A 16,910-nucleotide genomic window follows, 5' to 3' on the forward strand; every position below is an offset into this window, starting at 1 on the left:
GCTGCCGGGGTTGTGTCTCACGGCTGTGCGCTGGAGCCCGGGACGGGTACCTTTCACACCGGCATGGTGTTGCCGGGCTTCTGCCCCACACCTGTGTGCCGTCGGAGCCTGGGGGACCGGGATCCTGCACACCGGCAGGGTGCTGCCGGGGTCGCGCCTCACGGCTGCGCGTTCGAGCCCGGGACCGGGACCCTCCACACCAGCACGGTGCCACCCTCCTCGCCCCTGCCCGCGCTGAACCCGCCGCCCAGCGCCTGGGCCCGCTGGTCCAGGTTGCGCAGGCCGCTGCGGCGACCCTCCTCGGGCAGCCCCACCCCGTTGTCGGTGATGGTCAAAACCAGGGTGGTGGGCCGGCCGGTGGTCGACTGCTCCTCCACCGTCACCGAGACGTGCACCTCCGTGGCGCGCGCGTGCCGGGCGACGTTGGTCAACCCCTCACCCAGGACAGCCAGCAGCTGTTCGCCCACCTCGTCGGGCACGGACGCGTCGATCGGGCCGTCCAGGCTCACACCCGGGTGGCAGCCCAGACTGTGCGCGGTGTTCTCCGCCAGCCGAAGGATCTGCCCCCGCAGCGACGTGTCCCGTCGGCTCGGCGGGTGCTGGAGGTCGAAGATGGTCGACCTGATCTCCCGGATCGTGCTGTCCAGCTCGTCGATGGTGCGCTGGACCCGTTCCTCCGCCTCCGTGGAGCCGATGAGCCGGACCGTGCTCATGAGGGTCATCGCGGACGCGAACAGCCGCTGGATCACCACGTCGTGCAGGTCCTTGGCGATCCGGTCGCGCTCCTCCAGGACCACGATCCGCTCGCTGTCCCGCCGGGCCTCGGCCAACTCCAGCGCCACCCCCGCCTGCACGGAGAAGGAGTTCAGCATGCGCCTTATGTTGGAGTCGAACGGCGCCCGCTCGGAGAGCTTGCCGAGCAGCAGCACCCCGCGGGTGTTGCCGGGGGTGCCCAACGGCACCAGCAACCCGGGGCCGTAGCCGCGGTGGGTGAGCATGGGGCAGTTGGCCTGGCGCAGGTCGGGGACGGCCGCGGCCTCACCCGACTCGTACACCGAGCCGCAGGCGGAGTCCTGGATCTCCACGGGCGTCCCCAGGATCTCCTGGGCGATCGGGCCGTCCGCGAACTCCGCGAACAGGTGCCCCCGCGCGTGCGGGTCCGGCAGCATCACCACGGCGGTGTCCGCACCAGCAATCTCCCTGGCCTGCGCGGCGAGGTAGGCCAGCACCTCGTCGGTGTCCGCGCCCGACAGCAGCCGGGTGGTGATCTCCGTGGAGGCGGCCAGCCACCGCTCGCGCAGCCGGGTCTCCTCGTACAGACGGGCGTTCTCGATGGCCACACCGGCGGCGGTCGCCAGCGCGGTCACGATGGTCTCGTCCTCCTCGTCGAACTCCCCGCCGTTCTCCTTCTCCGTCAGGTAGAGGTTGCCGAACACCTCGCCGCGTACCTGGATCGGCACCCCGAGGAAGCTGGTCATCCTCGGGTGGCCCTCCGGGAACCCGCCGAAGTCCGGGTGGTCGCGCAGGTCGGAGAGGCGGAGCGTGGTCTGCTCGAACGAGGGGGTGCCGAGCACGCCCTTGCCGTGCGGGAACCGGCCGATCCGCTCGGCCTGCGCCTGGGTGAACCCGACCGGGATGAACTCGGTGAAACCGCCGTCCTCACCGATCACGCCCAGCCCGGCGAACCTGGCCTCGGCCAGGTGGGCGGCGGCCTCGGTGAGCCTTCGCAGTACGGTCGCCAGGTCCAGATCGCCACCGATGTCCAGGACGGCCTGGAGCAGAGAGTGCATCCTCCCCTGAGCGGAGAGCCCCGGGTTCATCTGGGAGTGCACATCCGCGAGGAGCTCGTCCAGGGACTTCGGGGACCACCGGTGGCTCTGGGGGATCTTGGTCATGTGTGGTTCAACCTCCGCAGAGCCGTTGAGGGGTTGAGGGCTAATACTCGAATTGTCGTTGGTTTTTTCCCGGTTTGCCACATCTTCCTGCTAGGAAGCTTGTTCGAGGTGCTGGGAATTCCTTGGGAATCGAGGACAGGGGCCCGGCAATTCATGCTAACGTCACCGTCAGTCGGCGCAGGAAGGCACTCTGTGACCTCGCGCCCCGCCCCCGCACCCCCAGGTTCCGGGGTGCCACTCACACGAATCCCTCGAGCCCGTCGTCCCCCGGTACCTCACCGGAACGGACCGGCTCACACGGCGGAAGGAAGCCCCGGTGTCTGGATACCACGGTACGGTCGGCGCCATCGGCGTCCGTCCCACCGTGTGTCCGGAACCGCTCCGACGAGCGCTGACGCTCGCCGGTCTGCTCACCGGGGTCCTGTTCACCGTGTGGCTCGTCTCCGCCGCCCCGGCGCACTCCTCGGAGCTGCCCGGCGCCGACAACCCCCTCACCGCCGGTGTGGTGGGGAGTTCCTCCGGCCTGGTGGCGGGCACCGAGACGCTCGGCGGTTCCCTCAGCGGCGCGGTCACCACCGTGAGTGATCGCGCCACCCAGCACGCCACGGAGGCGGTGGACGGTGCCTCGGAGGCCGCGCGTGCGGTCGAGACCGAGGCCTCCGCACCCGTCCAGCAGGTGCGGGACGTGGTCCGGGAGACCTCCCTTCCGCGCCCCGACCACCTGTCCGAACTGGTCGCCACCGACCCCGCGCAGGTCACCGAACCCGCGCCGGGGTCCGAGGGCGACGCCCCCTCCGCCGACGACCGTCAGGACCGCGAGACCGAGGCCCAGGCCCCGGAGGAGCACCGTGCGGTGGCCGAACGGCCCGCCGCCGAAGTCCTGGTCGCGGCCCAGGAGCGCGGTTCCGTCGAGCACCGGGCCAAGGGCGTCACCGAGCGCGACCGGGCCACCGAGACCGCCCCCCGCTCCACCGAGGCGCTCACCACCATCGCGGGCGGCAGCGCCCCCGCGTCCGGTGGCACCGCCTCCGCGCCCGCCGTCGCCGGGTTCCTGCCCGTCACCGGCGCCCCGGCGCCCGCCCCCGGCCTGTTCGAGGCCGCCCGGCACGTCCTGCGCTCGGCTCCCGCCGACTCCGCGGACGAGCCGACCTTCTCTCCGGACTAGCGGACCACCGGACCGCGTCCCGCGCCGCACGCCCCGAGCGTCCCGCGCCGCACGCGATCAGCCCGGCACGGCTATTCAAGCCACACCCTTCCCAGCGGCACCAGCCACGCGGTGACCTTCTGGGGGTTGACGTGAACCCCGCACCTCGAACGCGAGGTTCACGTCAGCCGGTGGTCCGCCAGACCGACCGACTGGATCCGGATCGATCCCGCTCGCCCCCACCAGGGACGCGGGGGTTCACCGACCGGAGAGCTCGCCCGTACCACCCTCAGGACCGGAACCCCTGGCCAGGGAGACGGTCCGACGCGACGGGGCACGACACCCGCTCCGTCGCGTCCCTCGAACAGAACACACGCTCACTCCGGAAGGAAACTCATGTTCCACACCGCCCGTACCTCTGCTCGGACCCTGCTCGTGGCCGCCGGGACCGCTGGATTCGTCGCCCTTGGCGCCGGCGTCGCCGGGGCCGACACACTCGGCGGTGTCACGGACGGCCTCCCCCTGGGCGATCTGGGCAACCGGGTGCCCGCCGTCCTGACCGAGGGCGTCTCCACGCCGCTCGGCGACCTGGTCAAGGTCCAGCCCGGCGAGATCTCCGCCCAGCCCGACATCCAGCACCAGTCCGGCCAGAGCGCCCCCGTCGGGACGGTCGTCGGTGACACCGTCTCCGCCGACACCCCGGTCACGACCGGCAAGGACAATGCCGGGAACGTCGGCCCGCTGGACCTCGGCAAGGCCACGGAGACCCTGCCGCTCAGCGAGGCCGGCGGCGCGGTGGACCCGGTCTCCATGCTGCTCGGCGGCACCGGCCTGCTCGACGGCCTCTCCTTGGACGGCGGCCAGACCCTGCCGCTGAGTGCCGCCAGCTCCCCCCTCAACCTGGCCGAGGGTGCCTCCGTCGTCGACGACACCGTCACCGAGCTGGGCACCCGCGCCCAGAGCGGTCTGCACCAGCCCGGCCTCGACGTGGTCGGCCTGGACGACCTCGGCGTCAAGCAGCTGGGCGAGACCGTCCCGATGAGCGGTCCGGTCGGTCTGGACGCGGGCGAGAACGCCGACCTCACCGGTGGCCTGACCACCCTGCTGCCCAAGGACGTCAAGGACACGCTGCACATGTCCGGGCCCTCGGAGTCCCAGACGGTGGGTGCGGCCGAGGACGCCGTCACCGACACCGTGGGTGAGGTCCGCGGCGCTGTCAGCGGCCTGGGGGTCGAGGACACCCTGTCGATGTCCGGCCCCTCGGAGCTCCAGACGGTGGGTGCGGCCGAGGACGCCGTCACCGACACCGTGGGTGACGTCCGTGGCGCTGTCAGCGGCCTGGGGGTCGAGGACACCCTGTCGATGTCCGGCGCCGGAACGGACCTGGTCGGCGACCTGCTGCCGAAGACCCCCGGCGGCGACCTGGTCGACGTCCAGGGCCTGCCCGAGCTGGGGCAGCCCGAGGTCGCCCCGCTGCCCCTCGCCTCCGAGCTGCCCACCGAGGAGCTGACCGGCGGCGACCTGCCCCTCGAACTGCCGCTCGGACTGTAGGGACCACGAACGTGCGCCCGTCGGTCGTGGCGGGCGCACCACGCCTCGGGCGGTGAGCGGGACCATCTCCGTTGACCGTGGTGCCAGTGGGGACTGTGGGGGTTTCCCGGCACGTACCAGCGGAGAGCCAGAGTTCCCGCCGCCCGGGGCACCTGCCCTGCCAGGGGCATGAAGGGGCCCCCGTCGCGGATCGCGACGGGGGCCCTCCGCGTGTGTGGGCCTCGGCCACCGGCCGTCACGCGGGACGGCGGATACGACCCTTGCGGGGGGCGGGACATGTCCCTGCGCGTGTGTGGGCCTTGGCCATCGGCCGTCACGGGACGGCGGATACGACCCTTGAGGGGGCGGGACACGACCCCCGCGACGGGGTGGTGGACGACCCTCGGCGTGTGCGGGGCCTCCGTCGGTGGCCCGCCCCGTCACCGGAGACGAGAGGGCCTCCGCCGCTGTCCGCGGTGGAGGCCCTCTGCGTGAACGGTTCGGCCGCTCGTGGCTACCAGCCTTCCTCGCCGGTACCGAAGCCGAGGCCGTCCTGGCACGGGTTGGACGTGGCGTCGCGTCCCTCGCCCGGACGCGCGGACGGCTCAGGGGAGGCGGCGCCGGACTCGGCCTCCTCATCCGCGCCCTCGGAGCCGGTGTCGACCGGAGTGGGCTCGTCCCCGGGCTGCTCCTCCGGCACGGGAGAGTCGTCGGCGAGCAGTGCGGGCAGCGGGCGGTCCTCGCGCACGGCGGAGAACAGCTCGGCGGCCTCCTCCTCGTGCCACATGACCCGGTTCGGGTCGTAGGGCGCCTGGTACCAGGGGACCGTGTGGAACTCGATGTCGGACAGGTCCACGTCAGCCATGGTGACCGCGATGGACAGCATCCGGTCCAGCGACAGCTCGCGGTCGGTGGCGCTGTGCTGGGCCACCGCCTGGAGGATGCCGTTGAGCTTGCTCGGGCTGCTGAGCACGTCGCTGCTGGTCACCTGGTCCGCCAGGGCGGCCAGGAACATCTGCTGCCGGTCGATGCGGCCCATGTCCCCGCCGTCGCCGATGTCGTAGCGGGCGCGGACGAAGGACAGCGCCTGCTCACCGTCGAGCGTCTGGTCGCCGGCGTCGAGGTCGAGCTTGGCGCGGCGGTCCTGCATGGGCTCCGGGATGCACATGTCCACCCCGCCCATGGCGTTCACGACGTCGCGGAAGCTCGCGAAGCTCAGGTGCACGAAGTGGTCGACCCGGATGTCGGTGAGGGTCTCGATGGTCCGCACCACGCAGGGCGGTCCGCCGTGGTACATCGCGGCGTTGATCATGCCGAAGTAGCCGTAGGTGCCCTCGGTCTTGCCGTAGGAGTCGCACTCGGGCAGCTGCACCAGTGAGTCGCGCGGGAAGCTGACCACCGAGACGCGCTTGTCGGGCGAGATGTGCGCGAGCATCAGGGAGTCGGAGCGCTCGCCCTCGAACTCGGTCGAGTAGGCGGGGCTGTCCTCCTCATAGCCGTCCGATCCGATGAAGAGGATGTTGACGGCGTCGCTGATCTTGTCCGGCCGCTCCTCGTCGCCGAGCAGTGCCTCGATGTCGTGCTGCACCATGTCGGAGCGCAGCGAGTAGTAGTAGGCGTAGGCGGTGCCCACCCCGACCAGCAGGATCAGCGCCAGGGACGCGGAGGTCCACATGACCACCCTGCGCAGGCGGCTGCGCTTGCGCTTGTTCCTCTTGCCCGACGCGGACGTGGACGCGGCCGCGGCGACCGCGGGTGAGGCGTCCGGTTCCGGGTCGTCCCCGGCCCCGGCCCCCTCGGCGTCGCCGTCCGGTGCGGCCTCGGCGCCCGGCTCCGGGGTGTCCGGGCCGTCGGTGTCCGGCACCGAGGCGGCGGCGGTGACGGTCTCGTCGCCGTCCTCCTCCGAGTCCTTCTCCCCGTCCTTCCGCGCGGCCTCGTCCGGGCCCTCGTCCGCGGCCCTGTCCGGGCCCTCGTCCGCGGCCCTGTCCGGGCCCTCACCCGGGCTCTGCTCCGAGGACTCCCCGGGTTCGGCTTCGGTGTCCCCCGAACCGGCCCCCGTGGTCGTGACCGGCGCGTCGACGTCTATGACGACGGTCTCCGGAGCGTCCTCCCCGCTGGTCGCGGGCTCGCCTTCGGCCGAAGCCTCCTCGGTGGGAGTTTCGGGCTCGGTTGGCTCGGTGGCCTCGCCGGGCGCGTCGGAGTCGGCGGGACCGGAGGAGTCGGGGCCGGTCTCGTCCGGCCCTTCCCGCCTCACGTCCTGCTCCTCGGCGCCCTCGGCCTGCGCGGAGGGCTCGGAGTTCTCGTCTGGTGTCTGGTCCGCGCCGGAATCGGCGGAGTTCTCGTCAGCGGGCATCGTGACAATCTCGGTGAGTTCGGACGGCTGGGCGTGCCAACGGCCGGACACCGACCCTGGAGGGTCACGCGTCCGAGTCCGGGGGAGGGCGGGGGTCGCGCGGGGGAAACACGCGGGCAGACCGGAATCCTGACCGAAAAATCGCCGAGGGGGAGTGCCGAGGCATGGTGAAAAGCCGGGACACCAACGGACTGGGTTCGCCAAGTACACCGGAACCTGCGCGTGGCAGTGATCCTAGGTGAAGTTCTCGTCGAGTGCGTGCTCGGGTTGTCCATGCGCGCGGTTCCTGACCACAATTGCGCCGTACAATTCCTTCGCCGGGTGGCAGTCGTCTGCGAGTTTTCTGTCCGACTGTCTCATCTGTTCCCTTGGGAACCACTTCCGACGCGCCGGTGCGACGCGGGTTATTGGTGGTGAGGAGGGGGCATACGGGCTGATGGTCACGTTCTGCCCGAGTCTGGGAGCCTCCGGATTCCGCGGATCGCTCGCGGCCCGATCGGGATCAGTCGTCCCAGAAGCCGCTCTCCTTCTCCTTCTTCTCGGGCTCCTCCGCGGTGGCGGTCGCAGCACGGCCACCGCCCTTGCCGCTCGGCTTGGCACCGGTCCTCGTGCCCTTGGTGGTCTTGCGCGCGGTTCCGCCGCTGCCTCCGGTGCTTCCGGAGCCGCTGGCGGCCTTGGCGGTGCCGGTGTGGCGCGGACGCGGGGTGACCGAGCTCTTCTCGATGGGCGCGCTGGGTCTGGGGGCCTCGCCGGAGTGGATGCTCAGGGCCTCCTCCTCCACACTGAGCATCTTGCGCATCAGGGCGGGCACCTCGGGCAGACGGTCCGCGCGCAGGTGCGCGCCGAGGACCTCCAGGGCGTGGTCGCACAGGACGCGCTTGGCGGTGGCCGCGCTGACCCCGCTCAGCTGCTCGACCTCGGGCAGGTCGTGTTCGCGCAGCAGACGGACGACCTCGCCGAGTCGCTCCCGGGCCTTGCGGTCGGTCATCGACATGACCGTGAGCTCCGCCTCGCGCAGGAAGTCGGTGCCATCGCCGGTGCCGTCCCGCTCCGCGATGAAGGCGCTGGTGAGGTTGCGGGCGGAGGTGCGGGTGCCGGTGCGCAGTTCGGCGCGGCGGATCTGCCGGGAGTGCAGCGCGGTCACGACCACGCTGGTGACGAGGCTGATCCCGGCGCCGATCACGACGAGCACGGCGGGGTTTTCGAGCAGCATGTGTACGGGAGACCTTTCCGGGCGGTGGTCCGCACGGGACATGGCCACGGTGTTGACGGGGGCGGCGGGTGCGGGGGTGACGGAGGGTGTCCGAGTGCCAGCTGGTACTCGGGTGCGTGACTATTCGGCAGTTCGGTGCTCGTTGTCAAGTGTCACGACGGAGCGGGCGCCCGCGGACGCGGCGCCTTCCCAGTTCAGGACAGACGGGGGCAGGATCGACAGTTCGTCCTCACTACCGCTTGCCCGGCCCCGATTCGGGTAAACCTCGCTGTCCACAGCCTGTGGACAGTCGCCCGGCTCTCTCCGGGTGATCCGGGCAGCCGCGGCCGCACCGCCGCATCCGGTGGTCCCGGTGGACCTAACCGGCCAAGAGGGCGTTCACGGCCTCCGGTGAGAGGATCTCCTCACTGACCATCGCCGCACAGCCGCGCACGCCGGCGTCGTCCCACAGCGTGCTCGCCACGATCCTCAGCTGGCGCGTGGCCAGGGCCGTGCACTGCTGGAACACCACTTCGCGCACGCCCGCCACCAGGTGGTCGTAGGCCTCCGAGAGGTCGCCGCCGAGCACGATCAGCTCCGGGTTGAGCAGGTTGACCGCGCCCGCCAGGGTCTCGCCCAGCCGCCGCCCGGCCTCGCGCACCAGGGTGACCGCCACCGGGTCGCCCTCCGACGCCAGCGCCACCAGCTCCTTGAGGCCAGCCACCTCGCGGCCCTGCTCTGCGGCCTGGTCCAGGAGCCTGCGCCCGCCCGCCACCGACTCCAGGCAGTCGGTGTTGCCGCAGCGGCACGGCAGGCCGCCGCCGTCCCGTACGGGGACGTGGCCGATCTCCCCGGCGGCGCCCAGGGCGCCGCGCAGGAGGCGACCGCCGGAGACCAGACCGGCGCCGATCCCCGTGGAGACCTTCACGAACACCATGTCGTCGGTGTGGCCGTGACCGCCCGCGATGTGCTCCCCGAGCGCCATCACGTTCACGTCGTTGTCCACCATCACCGGGACGGGGAAGCGCTCCGCGACCATCGGGCCCAGGGCCACGCCCGCCCACTTGCCCAGGACCGGGCGGTCCTCGGCGCGTCCGGCGTGGAACTCCACGGTGCCGGGCAGTCCGATGCCCACCCCGCGCACCTCGTCGGGGGAGCGGCCCAGCTCGGAGATCTGCTCCGACCACGTGTCCAACAGCCAGGGCACGGTGGCGTCAGGGCCCTGCTCCATGCGGGGGGTTCCGGGGGTGCGCAGCAGCACCCGCCCGTCGAGATCGCACACGGCCGCCTGGCTGCGGGCCATGCCGAGGGCCGCGGTGAGGATCAGCCCGTTGGAGGCGTTGAACTCCAGCAGTGTGGGCGGTCGGCCCCCGCTGGAGGCGGCGCGGGTCCCCTCGGTCACCAGACCGCCGTCCATCAGCTCGGTGACCCGCAGGGCCACGGACGGACGGGAGAGCCCCGTGGCGCGGGCGATCTCGGAGCGGCTGGTGGCGCTGCCGGTGCGGATCATCTCCAGGATGTGTCCGCTGGTGGCGGTGGAGGACAGGCGTCCCGGGGTTCTGGCCATGCCCTCATTCAACCATTCGCTTGGCGGTGTGGCTCGAAGTTCGTGCACTTATGTAAACTAATGTTATGAAGTGTGCTTGGTTTTTTACCATAGTGCGATTAGGGTCGAAACCGGACCATGGGCCCCCGATCCACGGCCACTCGCCCCCAGTGCGGCGGTAGCCCCCCGCCACCACCTCCGCGCCCCCGTCCCACCCCTCGCACGTCCTCCCCCTCTCGCAGGAGCCAACCGAATGCCGCAGCAGCCCGTGCCCCGCCCCACCGACCTGGTGGTCTTCGGCGGAACCGGTGACCTGTCCATGCGTAAACTGCTCCCCTCCCTCTACCTCCTGGACCGCGACGGCCACCTCGGCGGGGACACCCGGGTCGTGGCGGTCTCCCAGGACGGCCTCACCGACGCCGACCTGCGCGACAAGGCCTCCTCCGCCGTCCGGGGCCACAGCGCCGTCCAGGTGGTCGAACCCGAGGTCCTGCGTCGTTTCCTCGGCCGCCTCTCCCACGTGACCGTCGACGTCGGCGGCGACCCCTCCGGATGGGCCGACCTCGCCGCCGCCCTCACCCCCGGCCGCGACCGCGTCTTCTACCTCGCCGTGCCGCCGATGATCTCCGGGGCCATCTGCCAGGGGCTCCAGGACGCGGGCCTGGTCACCCCCGAGTCCCGCGTCGTCATGGAGAAGCCGCTCGGCCGCGACCTCGACTCCGCCAGGGCCGTCAACGACGCCGTGGGAGCGGTCTTCGAGGAGTCCCGCACCTACCGGATCGACCACTATCTGGGGAAGGAGACCGTGCAGAACCTGCTCGTGCTGCGGTTCGCCAACGTCTTCCTCGAACCCCTGTGGAACTCCCGGTGGATCGACCACGTGCAGATCACCGCCACCGAGACCGTGGGCGTGGGCGGACGGCGCGGCTACTACGACTCCTCCGGCGCCATGCGCGACATGGTGCAGAACCACCTGCTCCAGCTGCTCTGCCTCACCGCCATGGAGCCCCCGGCCAGCTACGACCGCGACGCCGTCCGGGACGAGAAGCTCAAGGTCCTCCAGTCCCTGAGACCCCTCTCCGGGAACCGGGTCGCCGAACACACCGTGCGCGGCCAGTACACGAGGGGGACGGTCCAGGGCGAGGAGGTCCTCGGCTACCTGGACGAGGCGGGCGGACCGGCGACCAGCGACACCGAGACCTTCGTGGCCCTACGCGCGGAGGTCGCCAACTGGCGGTGGGCGGGAGTCCCCTTCTACCTGCGCACCGGCAAGCGCCTGGGGCACGCCCGCTCCGAGATCGTCATCCGCTTCCGCGACGTCCCGCACACCATCTTCCCCGGGGCCGCGGCCTCCGGAGCTGGCAGCCTCGTCATCCGCCTCCAGCCCGACGAGGGCATACACCTGACCATGCTGGCCAAGACGCCCGGCGCCGGTGCGCTGCGTCTGCGGCCGGTTCCGCTGGAGCTCAGCTTCGCCGACACCTTCGCCACCCGCTCTCCCGAGGCCTACGAGCGGCTGCTGATGGACGTGTTGGCCGGGGACTCCACCCTCTTCATGCGCCGCGACGAGGTCGAGGCCGCGTGGCGGTGGGTGGACCCCGTCATCGAGGCCTGGCAGGACCTCGACACCCCACCCGAGACCTACCCCGCCGGAAGCTCCGGCCCCGCAGGAGCGCAGCGGCTCATCGGCCGTTCCGGCAGCACGTGGCACGAAGAGGAGCAGGCATGACCGCGCACACCCCCGGCACCACCCCCGTCGTCCACCAGGTGATCGCGGAGGTCACCCGGCGCCTGACCGAGCGCAGCGACGCGACCCGCTCCGCCTACCTGACCCGTGTCCGTGAAGCGGTCGGCCAGGGCCCGTCCCGCACCTCCCTGGGCTGCGCCAACCTCGCGCACGGATTCGCGGCGTGCGGGGTCGGCGACAAGCTCTCGCTGGCCGGGGACGTCACCCCCAACCTGGCGATCGTCTCCGCGTACAACGACATGCTCTCCGCCCACCAGCCCCTGGAGACCTACCCCGCCGTCATCAAGAAGGCGGTCGCGGAGGCGGGCGGCGTCGCCCAGTTCGCGGGCGGGGTGCCCGCCATGTGCGACGGCATCACCCAGGGCCGGGCGGGGATGGAGCTGTCCCTGTTCAGCCGCGACGTGATCGCGATGTCGGCGGCCGTGGCGCTGTCCCACGACATGTTCGACGGCGCCCTGATGCTCGGCGTGTGCGACAAGATCGTGCCCGGCCTGCTCATCGGCGCCCTGTCCTTCGGTCACCTGCCGGTGGCGTTCGTGCCCGCCGGTCCCATGCACTCCGGCCTGCCCAACAAGGAGAAGGCGCGGGTCCGCCAGAAGTTCGCCGAGGGCAGGGTCGGCCGCACGGAGCTGCTCCAGGCCGAGTCCGCCGCCTACCACTCGCCCGGCACCTGCACCTTCTACGGCACCGCCAACTCCAACCAGATGCTCATGGAGGTCATGGGCCTGCACCTGCCCGGGGCCAGCTTCGAGCAGCCCGGCACCCCGCTGCGCGAGGCCCTGACCGCCGAGGCGGGCCGCCGCGTGCTCGGGCTGACCGCCCTCACCGAACACCACACCCCGGTCGGCGAGCAGATCGACGAGAAGGCCGTCGTGAACGCCGTGGTCGCGCTGCTGGCCACCGGCGGCTCCAGCAACCACACGCTGCATCTGGTCGCCATCGCCCGCGCCGCCGGAATCCAGCTCACCTGGGACGACTTCGCCGACCTGTCCGAGGCCGTGCCGCTGCTCACCCGCATGTACCCCAACGGCGCCGCCGACGTGAACCGCTTCCACGAGGTGGGTGGCATGGCCTTCCTCATCGGCACCCTGCTGGACGCCGGGCTCCTGCACGAGGACGTCCACACCGTCGCCGGTCCGGGCCTGAACCGCTACCGCCAGGTGCCCGAGCTGACCGAGGGCGGCGAGCTGACCTGGGTGGACGGCCCCACGGAGAGCGCGGACACGACGGTGCTGCGCCCGGCCACCGACCCCTTCGCCCCCGACGGCGGACTGCGCATGCTGGAGGGCAACCTCGGCCGCGCCGTGATCAAGGTGTCCGCCGTGGCGCCCGAACGGCACGTCGTGGAGGCCCCCGCCCGGGTCTTCGGGGACCAGGCCGAACTCCAGACGGCCTTCGCCGCCGGTGAGCTGACCGGGGACTTCGTCGCCGTGGTCCGGTTCCAGGGCCCGCGCGCCAACGGCATGCCGGAGCTGCACAAGCTCACCCCGCCGCTGGCCGTGCTCCAGGACCGGGGCCAGAAGGTCGCTCTGGTCACCGACGGGCGCATGTCCGGCGCGTCCGGCAAGGTGCCCGCCGCCATCCACGTCTCACCCGAGGCGGAGGCGGGCGGCCCGCTGGCCAGGGTCCGGGACGGCGACCTCATCCGGCTGGACGCGGTCCGGGGCACACTGGAGGTCCTGGCCGACCTCGACGGGCGCGAGGACGCCCGGCCCACGGTGGACTCCTCCGCCGGGACCGGACGCGAACTCTTCGCCGCCCTGCGCGGGGCGGTCGGCCCGGCCGAGACCGGTGCTGGGGTCTTCGGCCACTGAGCGCGGGCGGCCCGCCCGGCCCGCCTTCCGCGACGCACGTACCCACTGACCACTTGGAGACAGCCATGACGACGATCCCCCGCTCAGGTGCGGACGTGCTCGACCTCGCACCGGTGATGCCCGTGGTGGTGGTCGAGGACGCCGAACACGCCGTCCCGCTGGCACGAGCCCTGGTGGCGGGCGGTCTGCCCGGCATCGAGGTGACCCTGCGGACCCCGGCGGCCCTGGACGCCATCGAGCGGATCGCCCAGGAGGTGCCGGAGGCCGTGGTGGGCGCCGGGACCATCGTCAACGGCGAGCAGGCCCGCTCCGCCGCCAAGGCGGGGGCGCGTTTCCTCGTCAGCCCGGGGTGCACTCCGTCGCTGGCCCGGGCGATGGCCGACACCGGGCTGCCCGCCCTGCCGGGGGTGGCGACGGTGTCGGAGGCGATGGCGCTGCTGGAGCTCGGCCTGACCGAGCTCAAGTTCTTCCCGGCCGAGGCCTCGGGCGGGGCGGCGTTCCTGAAGTCGCTCACCGGCCCGCTGCCGCAGGTCCGGTTCTGCCCCACCGGCGGAATCACCGCGCGCAGCGCCCAGAGCTACCTCGCGCTGCCCAACGTGGGCTGTGTGGGAGGCAGCTGGCTCACCCCCGCCGCGCTGGTCGGCGAGGGCCGCTGGGACGAGGTCACCGAGCTCGCGCGCGAGGCCGCCGCGCTGGAGCGCTGAGCCGGGCGGGTCAGGGCTGGTCGGCGCCGGAGGAGCGGGCGTCGACCAGCACCTGCACCCCGTCCAGGACCCGCTCCAGGCCGAAGGCGAACTCGTGGTCCGGTTCGTAGAGCGCCTGGTGGGCGGTACCGACCGCCACGCCCACGCGCGCGGCCGTCGGGTACCTGGAGTCGTCGATCAGCGCGGACAGCAGGGGGTCGGCGGTCCGCCACCACTGCTGGTCGTCCATCCCCGAGTCGCGGGCGATCCACTCGGAGTTGACGGTCTGCCGGGCGGTGCTCTCCACGTAGCCGTTGACCAGGCTGACGGTGGAGTCCATCTCGACCTCGCTCAACCCGAGCCCGTCCACGGCGGCGAGCTCGTGGTCGTACTTGGCGATGAGGTTGGGGCCGAGAAGGCGCGTGGTGACGGTCTGGAGCATCCACGGGTGGCGGATGTAGAGGTCGCGGTTGGCGTGCGCGATCCGGTGCAGGCGCTCCCGCCAGGTGCCGGACCGCTCGGTGGTGTCCAGATCGGCGTAGGCGGCGTCCACCATGAGGTCGATGAGCTCGCCCTTGCCGGGCACGTAGGTGTACAGGGACATCGTGCCGACGTCCAGGGTCTCGGCGACCCGGCGCATGGACAGCGCGGTGATCCCCTCCGCGTCGGCCAGCTCGGTGGCCGCGACCACGATCCGGTCGATGCTCAGCCCCGGTTTGCCCCTGCGTCGGCTCGCGGGTTCCTGTGTGCGCCACAACAGGGCCAGGCTGCGCGCGGGATCGCCACTCTTGCTGTTCTGCGGGGACATCGGTCCGTCCTGGTACTGGGTCCGTAGGGCGTACGGGCCAGTGTACGTCCGCGAGGCCCCCGCCCCCACGGCGACGGGGAGCGGGGGAGCGGGGTGAGCCGTCAGCCGCCCAGGGAGCGGTACCGGTGCACGGACAGCGGAGCGAACACCGCGACCAGCAGCAGCGGCCAGACCACCGCCATCAGCAGCGGGTGCTGCGCGACCCAGGTGTCCCCGGCCACGGTCGGGTTGCCGAACAGTGCGCGTGCGGCGGCCACCGTGGACGACATCGGGTTCCAGTCCGCGACCACTCCCAGCCACACGGGCATGGTCGCGGTGGCCACGAACGCGTTGGACAGGAAGCCGATCGGGAACTCCAGGGTCTGGATGACGGCGATCCCGCCCTGCCCCCGCATGACCAGCCCCACGTAGATGCCGACCCACACCAGGGCGAACCGCAGCAGGAGCAGCAGCCCGAACCCGGCCAGCGCCGCGCCCGGGCCGCCGTGCCACTGCCAGCCCACGAGCGCCCCGAACCCGACCAGCACGGCCAGCGTGATCGTGGACCGGAGCATGTCCGCGAGGCACCGGCCGACCACCACGGCGGAGGCGGCCATGGGCATCGACCGGAACCGGTCGGTGATCCCCCGGGTGGCGTCGGTGGTCACGGCCGTGACGGTCTCCCCGAGACCGAAGACCATGACCATCGCGAACATGCCGGGCATGAGGTGCTCGGTGTGGTCGCCGCCGCCGGGCACGGACATGGCGCCGCCGAGCAGGTACACGAACATCAGCACCATGAGGACGGGGAAGAGCAGCCCGAAGAGCAGCTCCCACGGCTGGCGCCGCCAGTGGAGGACGTCGCGGCGGGCCACGGTCCATCCGTCGGCGGCCGCCCAGCCCAGGCGGGACAGGGGGCCGGACCGCGGTGACAGGGCCCCGACGTCGGGCGGGGTGAGGGTGCGTACGGTGTCGTTCATCGCTGGACCTCCGCGGGGGTGCCCCGGAGTTCGGGGCCGGTCAGGTGCAGGAAGACCTCGTCGAGGCTCGGGGCCCGCAGGACCACGTCGGCCACGGCCACACCGCCCTCGTCCAGGGCGCGCACGGCCCTGGTGAGGGAGGCCGCGCGGTCGTCCACCTCGGTGCTGAGCCGCCGCTCCTCCGGAGCGGTGGTCACTGTGTGGCCGATGGCCCGCTCCACCAGGGCGGCCGCCTCGGCCAGGGCGAGTTCGTCGCGCAGGACCACGTCGATCCGGTCACCGCCGATCCTCGATTTCAGCTCGGCGGGCGTGCCCTCGGCGATCACACGGCCGGTGTCGATCACCGAGATCCGGTCGGTGAGCTGGTCGGCCTCCTCCAGGTACTGGGTGGTGAGCAGGACGGTGGTCCCGGTGCCGACGAGGTCGCGCACGGCGGACCAGACCTCGTCGCGGCCGCGCGGATCGAGGCCGACCGTGGGTTCGTCGAGGAACATCACCGGCGGGCTGAGGACCATCCCGGCGGCCAGGTCCAGCCTGCGTCGCATGCCGCCCGAGTAGGTGCTGACCGGTCGCCCTCCGGTGTCGGACAGGCCGAAGCGCTCCAGGAGTTCGTCGGCCCGACGGGCGGCGGCGCGTGCGCCCAGGTGGTGGAGGCGGCCGAAGAGCTCCAGGTTCTGGCGGCCGCTGAGGATCTCGTCGACGGCGGCGTTCTGGCCGACCAGGCCGATGCTTCGCCGGACCTGGGCGCCTTGGGTGGCCACGTCGTGTCCGGCGACCTCGGCGGTGCCCTCGTGCGCGCGGATCAGGGTGGTGAGCACGCGGACGGCCGTCGACTTCCCGGCTCCGTTGGGCCCGAGCAGTCCATGGACGCTGCCCCGCTCGACCTGGAGGTCGAACCCGCGCAGGGCCCACGCGGTCCTGAACCTGCGGCCGATCCCGCGCGCGCTGACGGCGGTGGCGGATGCGGGATGTGCTGTGGAAGCCATGGTTCCCCTTCTCTTCGTACCTCGTACAGTACGGTGTACGGAAGAGAGAACGCGCACCCGGGGCCGGTTGATTCCTTATGGCCTAAAGTTTTCTGCAAAGCTCCGCCTTCGCAGGTGAAAAGGGCTCACCGCCGATGAGGGTCACTCGGCATCGGGGCGAACGCGGTGCGGTCCGCCGGGCCGGGGGACGTCGCTCCCGCCCCACCGGGCCCCGTCACGCCCGGCAGGTGTGGTCGAGCCCCGTGTTCCGACC

Annotated in this window: 12 protein-coding genes; 5 read left to right on the top strand and 7 right to left on the bottom strand. The window is 72.1% G+C overall.

What is annotated here, in order from left to right; translation table 11 throughout:
• Positions 1–158: 158 nt before the first annotated feature.
• Positions 159–1,895, bottom strand: coding sequence for a GAF domain-containing sensor histidine kinase (locus BDW27_RS18285; RefSeq protein ID WP_110050528.1), 1,737 nt, complete (start codon positions 1,893–1,895; stop codon positions 159–161).
• A 316-nt stretch (positions 1,896–2,211) separates the two neighbouring features.
• Between BDW27_RS18285 and BDW27_RS18290 the strand changes: the two genes are divergently transcribed.
• Positions 2,212–3,060, top strand: coding sequence for a hypothetical protein (locus tag BDW27_RS18290; RefSeq protein WP_110050530.1), 849 nt, complete (start codon positions 2,212–2,214; stop codon positions 3,058–3,060).
• A 375-nt stretch (positions 3,061–3,435) separates the two neighbouring features.
• Positions 3,436–4,590, top strand: coding sequence for a hypothetical protein (locus BDW27_RS18295; RefSeq protein ID WP_110050532.1), 1,155 nt, complete (start codon positions 3,436–3,438; stop codon positions 4,588–4,590).
• A gap of 493 nt (positions 4,591–5,083) precedes the next feature.
• Here BDW27_RS18295 and BDW27_RS18300 read toward each other — a convergent pair whose 3' ends face one another.
• From BDW27_RS18300 to BDW27_RS18310, 3 genes are all read right to left on the bottom strand, one after another.
• Positions 5,084–6,922 (bottom strand): LCP family protein, encoded by a 1,839-nt coding sequence (locus BDW27_RS18300; RefSeq protein WP_110050534.1) that lies wholly within the window; start codon positions 6,920–6,922, stop codon positions 5,084–5,086.
• 502 nt (positions 6,923–7,424) lie between these two features.
• Complete coding sequence (locus tag BDW27_RS18305; RefSeq protein WP_017544340.1) at positions 7,425–8,135, bottom strand: hypothetical protein; 711 nt, start codon at positions 8,133–8,135, stop codon at positions 7,425–7,427.
• Positions 8,136–8,493: 358 nt separating this feature from the next.
• Positions 8,494–9,681, bottom strand: coding sequence for an ROK family transcriptional regulator (locus BDW27_RS18310; protein ID WP_110050536.1), 1,188 nt, complete (start codon positions 9,679–9,681; stop codon positions 8,494–8,496).
• A 232-nt stretch (positions 9,682–9,913) separates the two neighbouring features.
• On the opposite strand from BDW27_RS18310, the gene zwf reads away from it, so the two are divergent.
• From zwf to BDW27_RS18325, 3 genes are all read left to right on the top strand, one after another.
• The gene (gene zwf / locus BDW27_RS18315; protein ID WP_110050538.1) at positions 9,914–11,389 is read left to right on the top strand and encodes a glucose-6-phosphate dehydrogenase; all 1,476 of its coding nucleotides are present in this window, start codon (positions 9,914–9,916) and stop codon (positions 11,387–11,389) included.
• Positions 11,386–13,221 carry a phosphogluconate dehydratase gene (edd, locus tag BDW27_RS18320; RefSeq protein ID WP_110050540.1) on the top strand — a complete coding sequence of 612 codons (1,836 nt, stop codon included), beginning with the start codon at positions 11,386–11,388 and terminating at the stop codon, positions 13,219–13,221. Before zwf ends, edd begins: the two co-directional genes overlap by 4 nt.
• Before the next feature lie 65 nt (positions 13,222–13,286).
• Positions 13,287–13,925, top strand: coding sequence for a bifunctional 4-hydroxy-2-oxoglutarate aldolase/2-dehydro-3-deoxy-phosphogluconate aldolase (locus BDW27_RS18325; RefSeq protein WP_049579412.1), 639 nt, complete (start codon positions 13,287–13,289; stop codon positions 13,923–13,925).
• 10 nt (positions 13,926–13,935) lie between these two features.
• Here BDW27_RS18325 and BDW27_RS18330 read toward each other — a convergent pair whose 3' ends face one another.
• From BDW27_RS18330 to BDW27_RS18340, 3 genes are all read right to left on the bottom strand, one after another.
• Positions 13,936–14,712, bottom strand: a complete 777-nt coding sequence (locus BDW27_RS18330) for a TetR/AcrR family transcriptional regulator (protein WP_017544346.1) — start codon at positions 14,710–14,712, stop codon at positions 13,936–13,938.
• 101 nt (positions 14,713–14,813) lie between these two features.
• Positions 14,814–15,671, bottom strand: coding sequence for an ABC transporter permease (locus BDW27_RS18335; RefSeq protein WP_110050542.1), 858 nt, complete (start codon positions 15,669–15,671; stop codon positions 14,814–14,816).
• Entirely contained in the window at positions 15,668–16,657 is a 990-nt protein-coding gene (locus BDW27_RS18340; protein WP_110050544.1) for an ATP-binding cassette domain-containing protein, read from the bottom strand. Before BDW27_RS18340 ends, BDW27_RS18335 begins: the two co-directional genes overlap by 4 nt.
• Between the last annotated feature and the right edge of the window lie 253 nt (positions 16,658–16,910).

It is taken from the genome of Nocardiopsis sp. L17-MgMaSL7 (assembly GCF_003182025.1).
GTDB lineage: Bacteria > Actinomycetota > Actinomycetes > Streptosporangiales > Streptosporangiaceae > Nocardiopsis > Nocardiopsis prasina.

Excerpts from the sequence above, each read along its gene's own strand:
- BDW27_RS18335 (WP_110050542.1), bottom strand. The coding sequence starts at position 15,671 with ATGAACGACACCGTACGCACCCTCACCCCGCCCGACGTCGGGGCCCTG.
- BDW27_RS18305 (WP_017544340.1), bottom strand. The coding sequence starts at position 8,135 with ATGCTGCTCGAAAACCCCGCCGTGCTCGTCGTGATCGGCGCCGGGATC.
- edd (WP_110050540.1), top strand. The coding sequence starts at position 11,386 with ATGACCGCGCACACCCCCGGCACCACCCCCGTCGTCCACCAGGTGATC.
- BDW27_RS18330 (WP_017544346.1), bottom strand. The coding sequence starts at position 14,712 with ATGTCCCCGCAGAACAGCAAGAGTGGCGATCCCGCGCGCAGCCTGGCC.
- BDW27_RS18285 (WP_110050528.1), bottom strand. The coding sequence starts at position 1,895 with ATGACCAAGATCCCCCAGAGCCACCGGTGGTCCCCGAAGTCCCTGGAC.
- zwf (WP_110050538.1), top strand. The coding sequence starts at position 9,914 with ATGCCGCAGCAGCCCGTGCCCCGCCCCACCGACCTGGTGGTCTTCGGC.
- BDW27_RS18340 (WP_110050544.1), bottom strand. The coding sequence starts at position 16,657 with ATGGCTTCCACAGCACATCCCGCATCCGCCACCGCCGTCAGCGCGCGC.
- BDW27_RS18310 (WP_110050536.1), bottom strand. The coding sequence starts at position 9,681 with ATGGCCAGAACCCCGGGACGCCTGTCCTCCACCGCCACCAGCGGACAC.
- BDW27_RS18300 (WP_110050534.1), bottom strand. The coding sequence starts at position 6,922 with ATGCCCGCTGACGAGAACTCCGCCGATTCCGGCGCGGACCAGACACCA.
- BDW27_RS18325 (WP_049579412.1), top strand. The coding sequence starts at position 13,287 with ATGACGACGATCCCCCGCTCAGGTGCGGACGTGCTCGACCTCGCACCG.
- BDW27_RS18295 (WP_110050532.1), top strand. The coding sequence starts at position 3,436 with ATGTTCCACACCGCCCGTACCTCTGCTCGGACCCTGCTCGTGGCCGCC.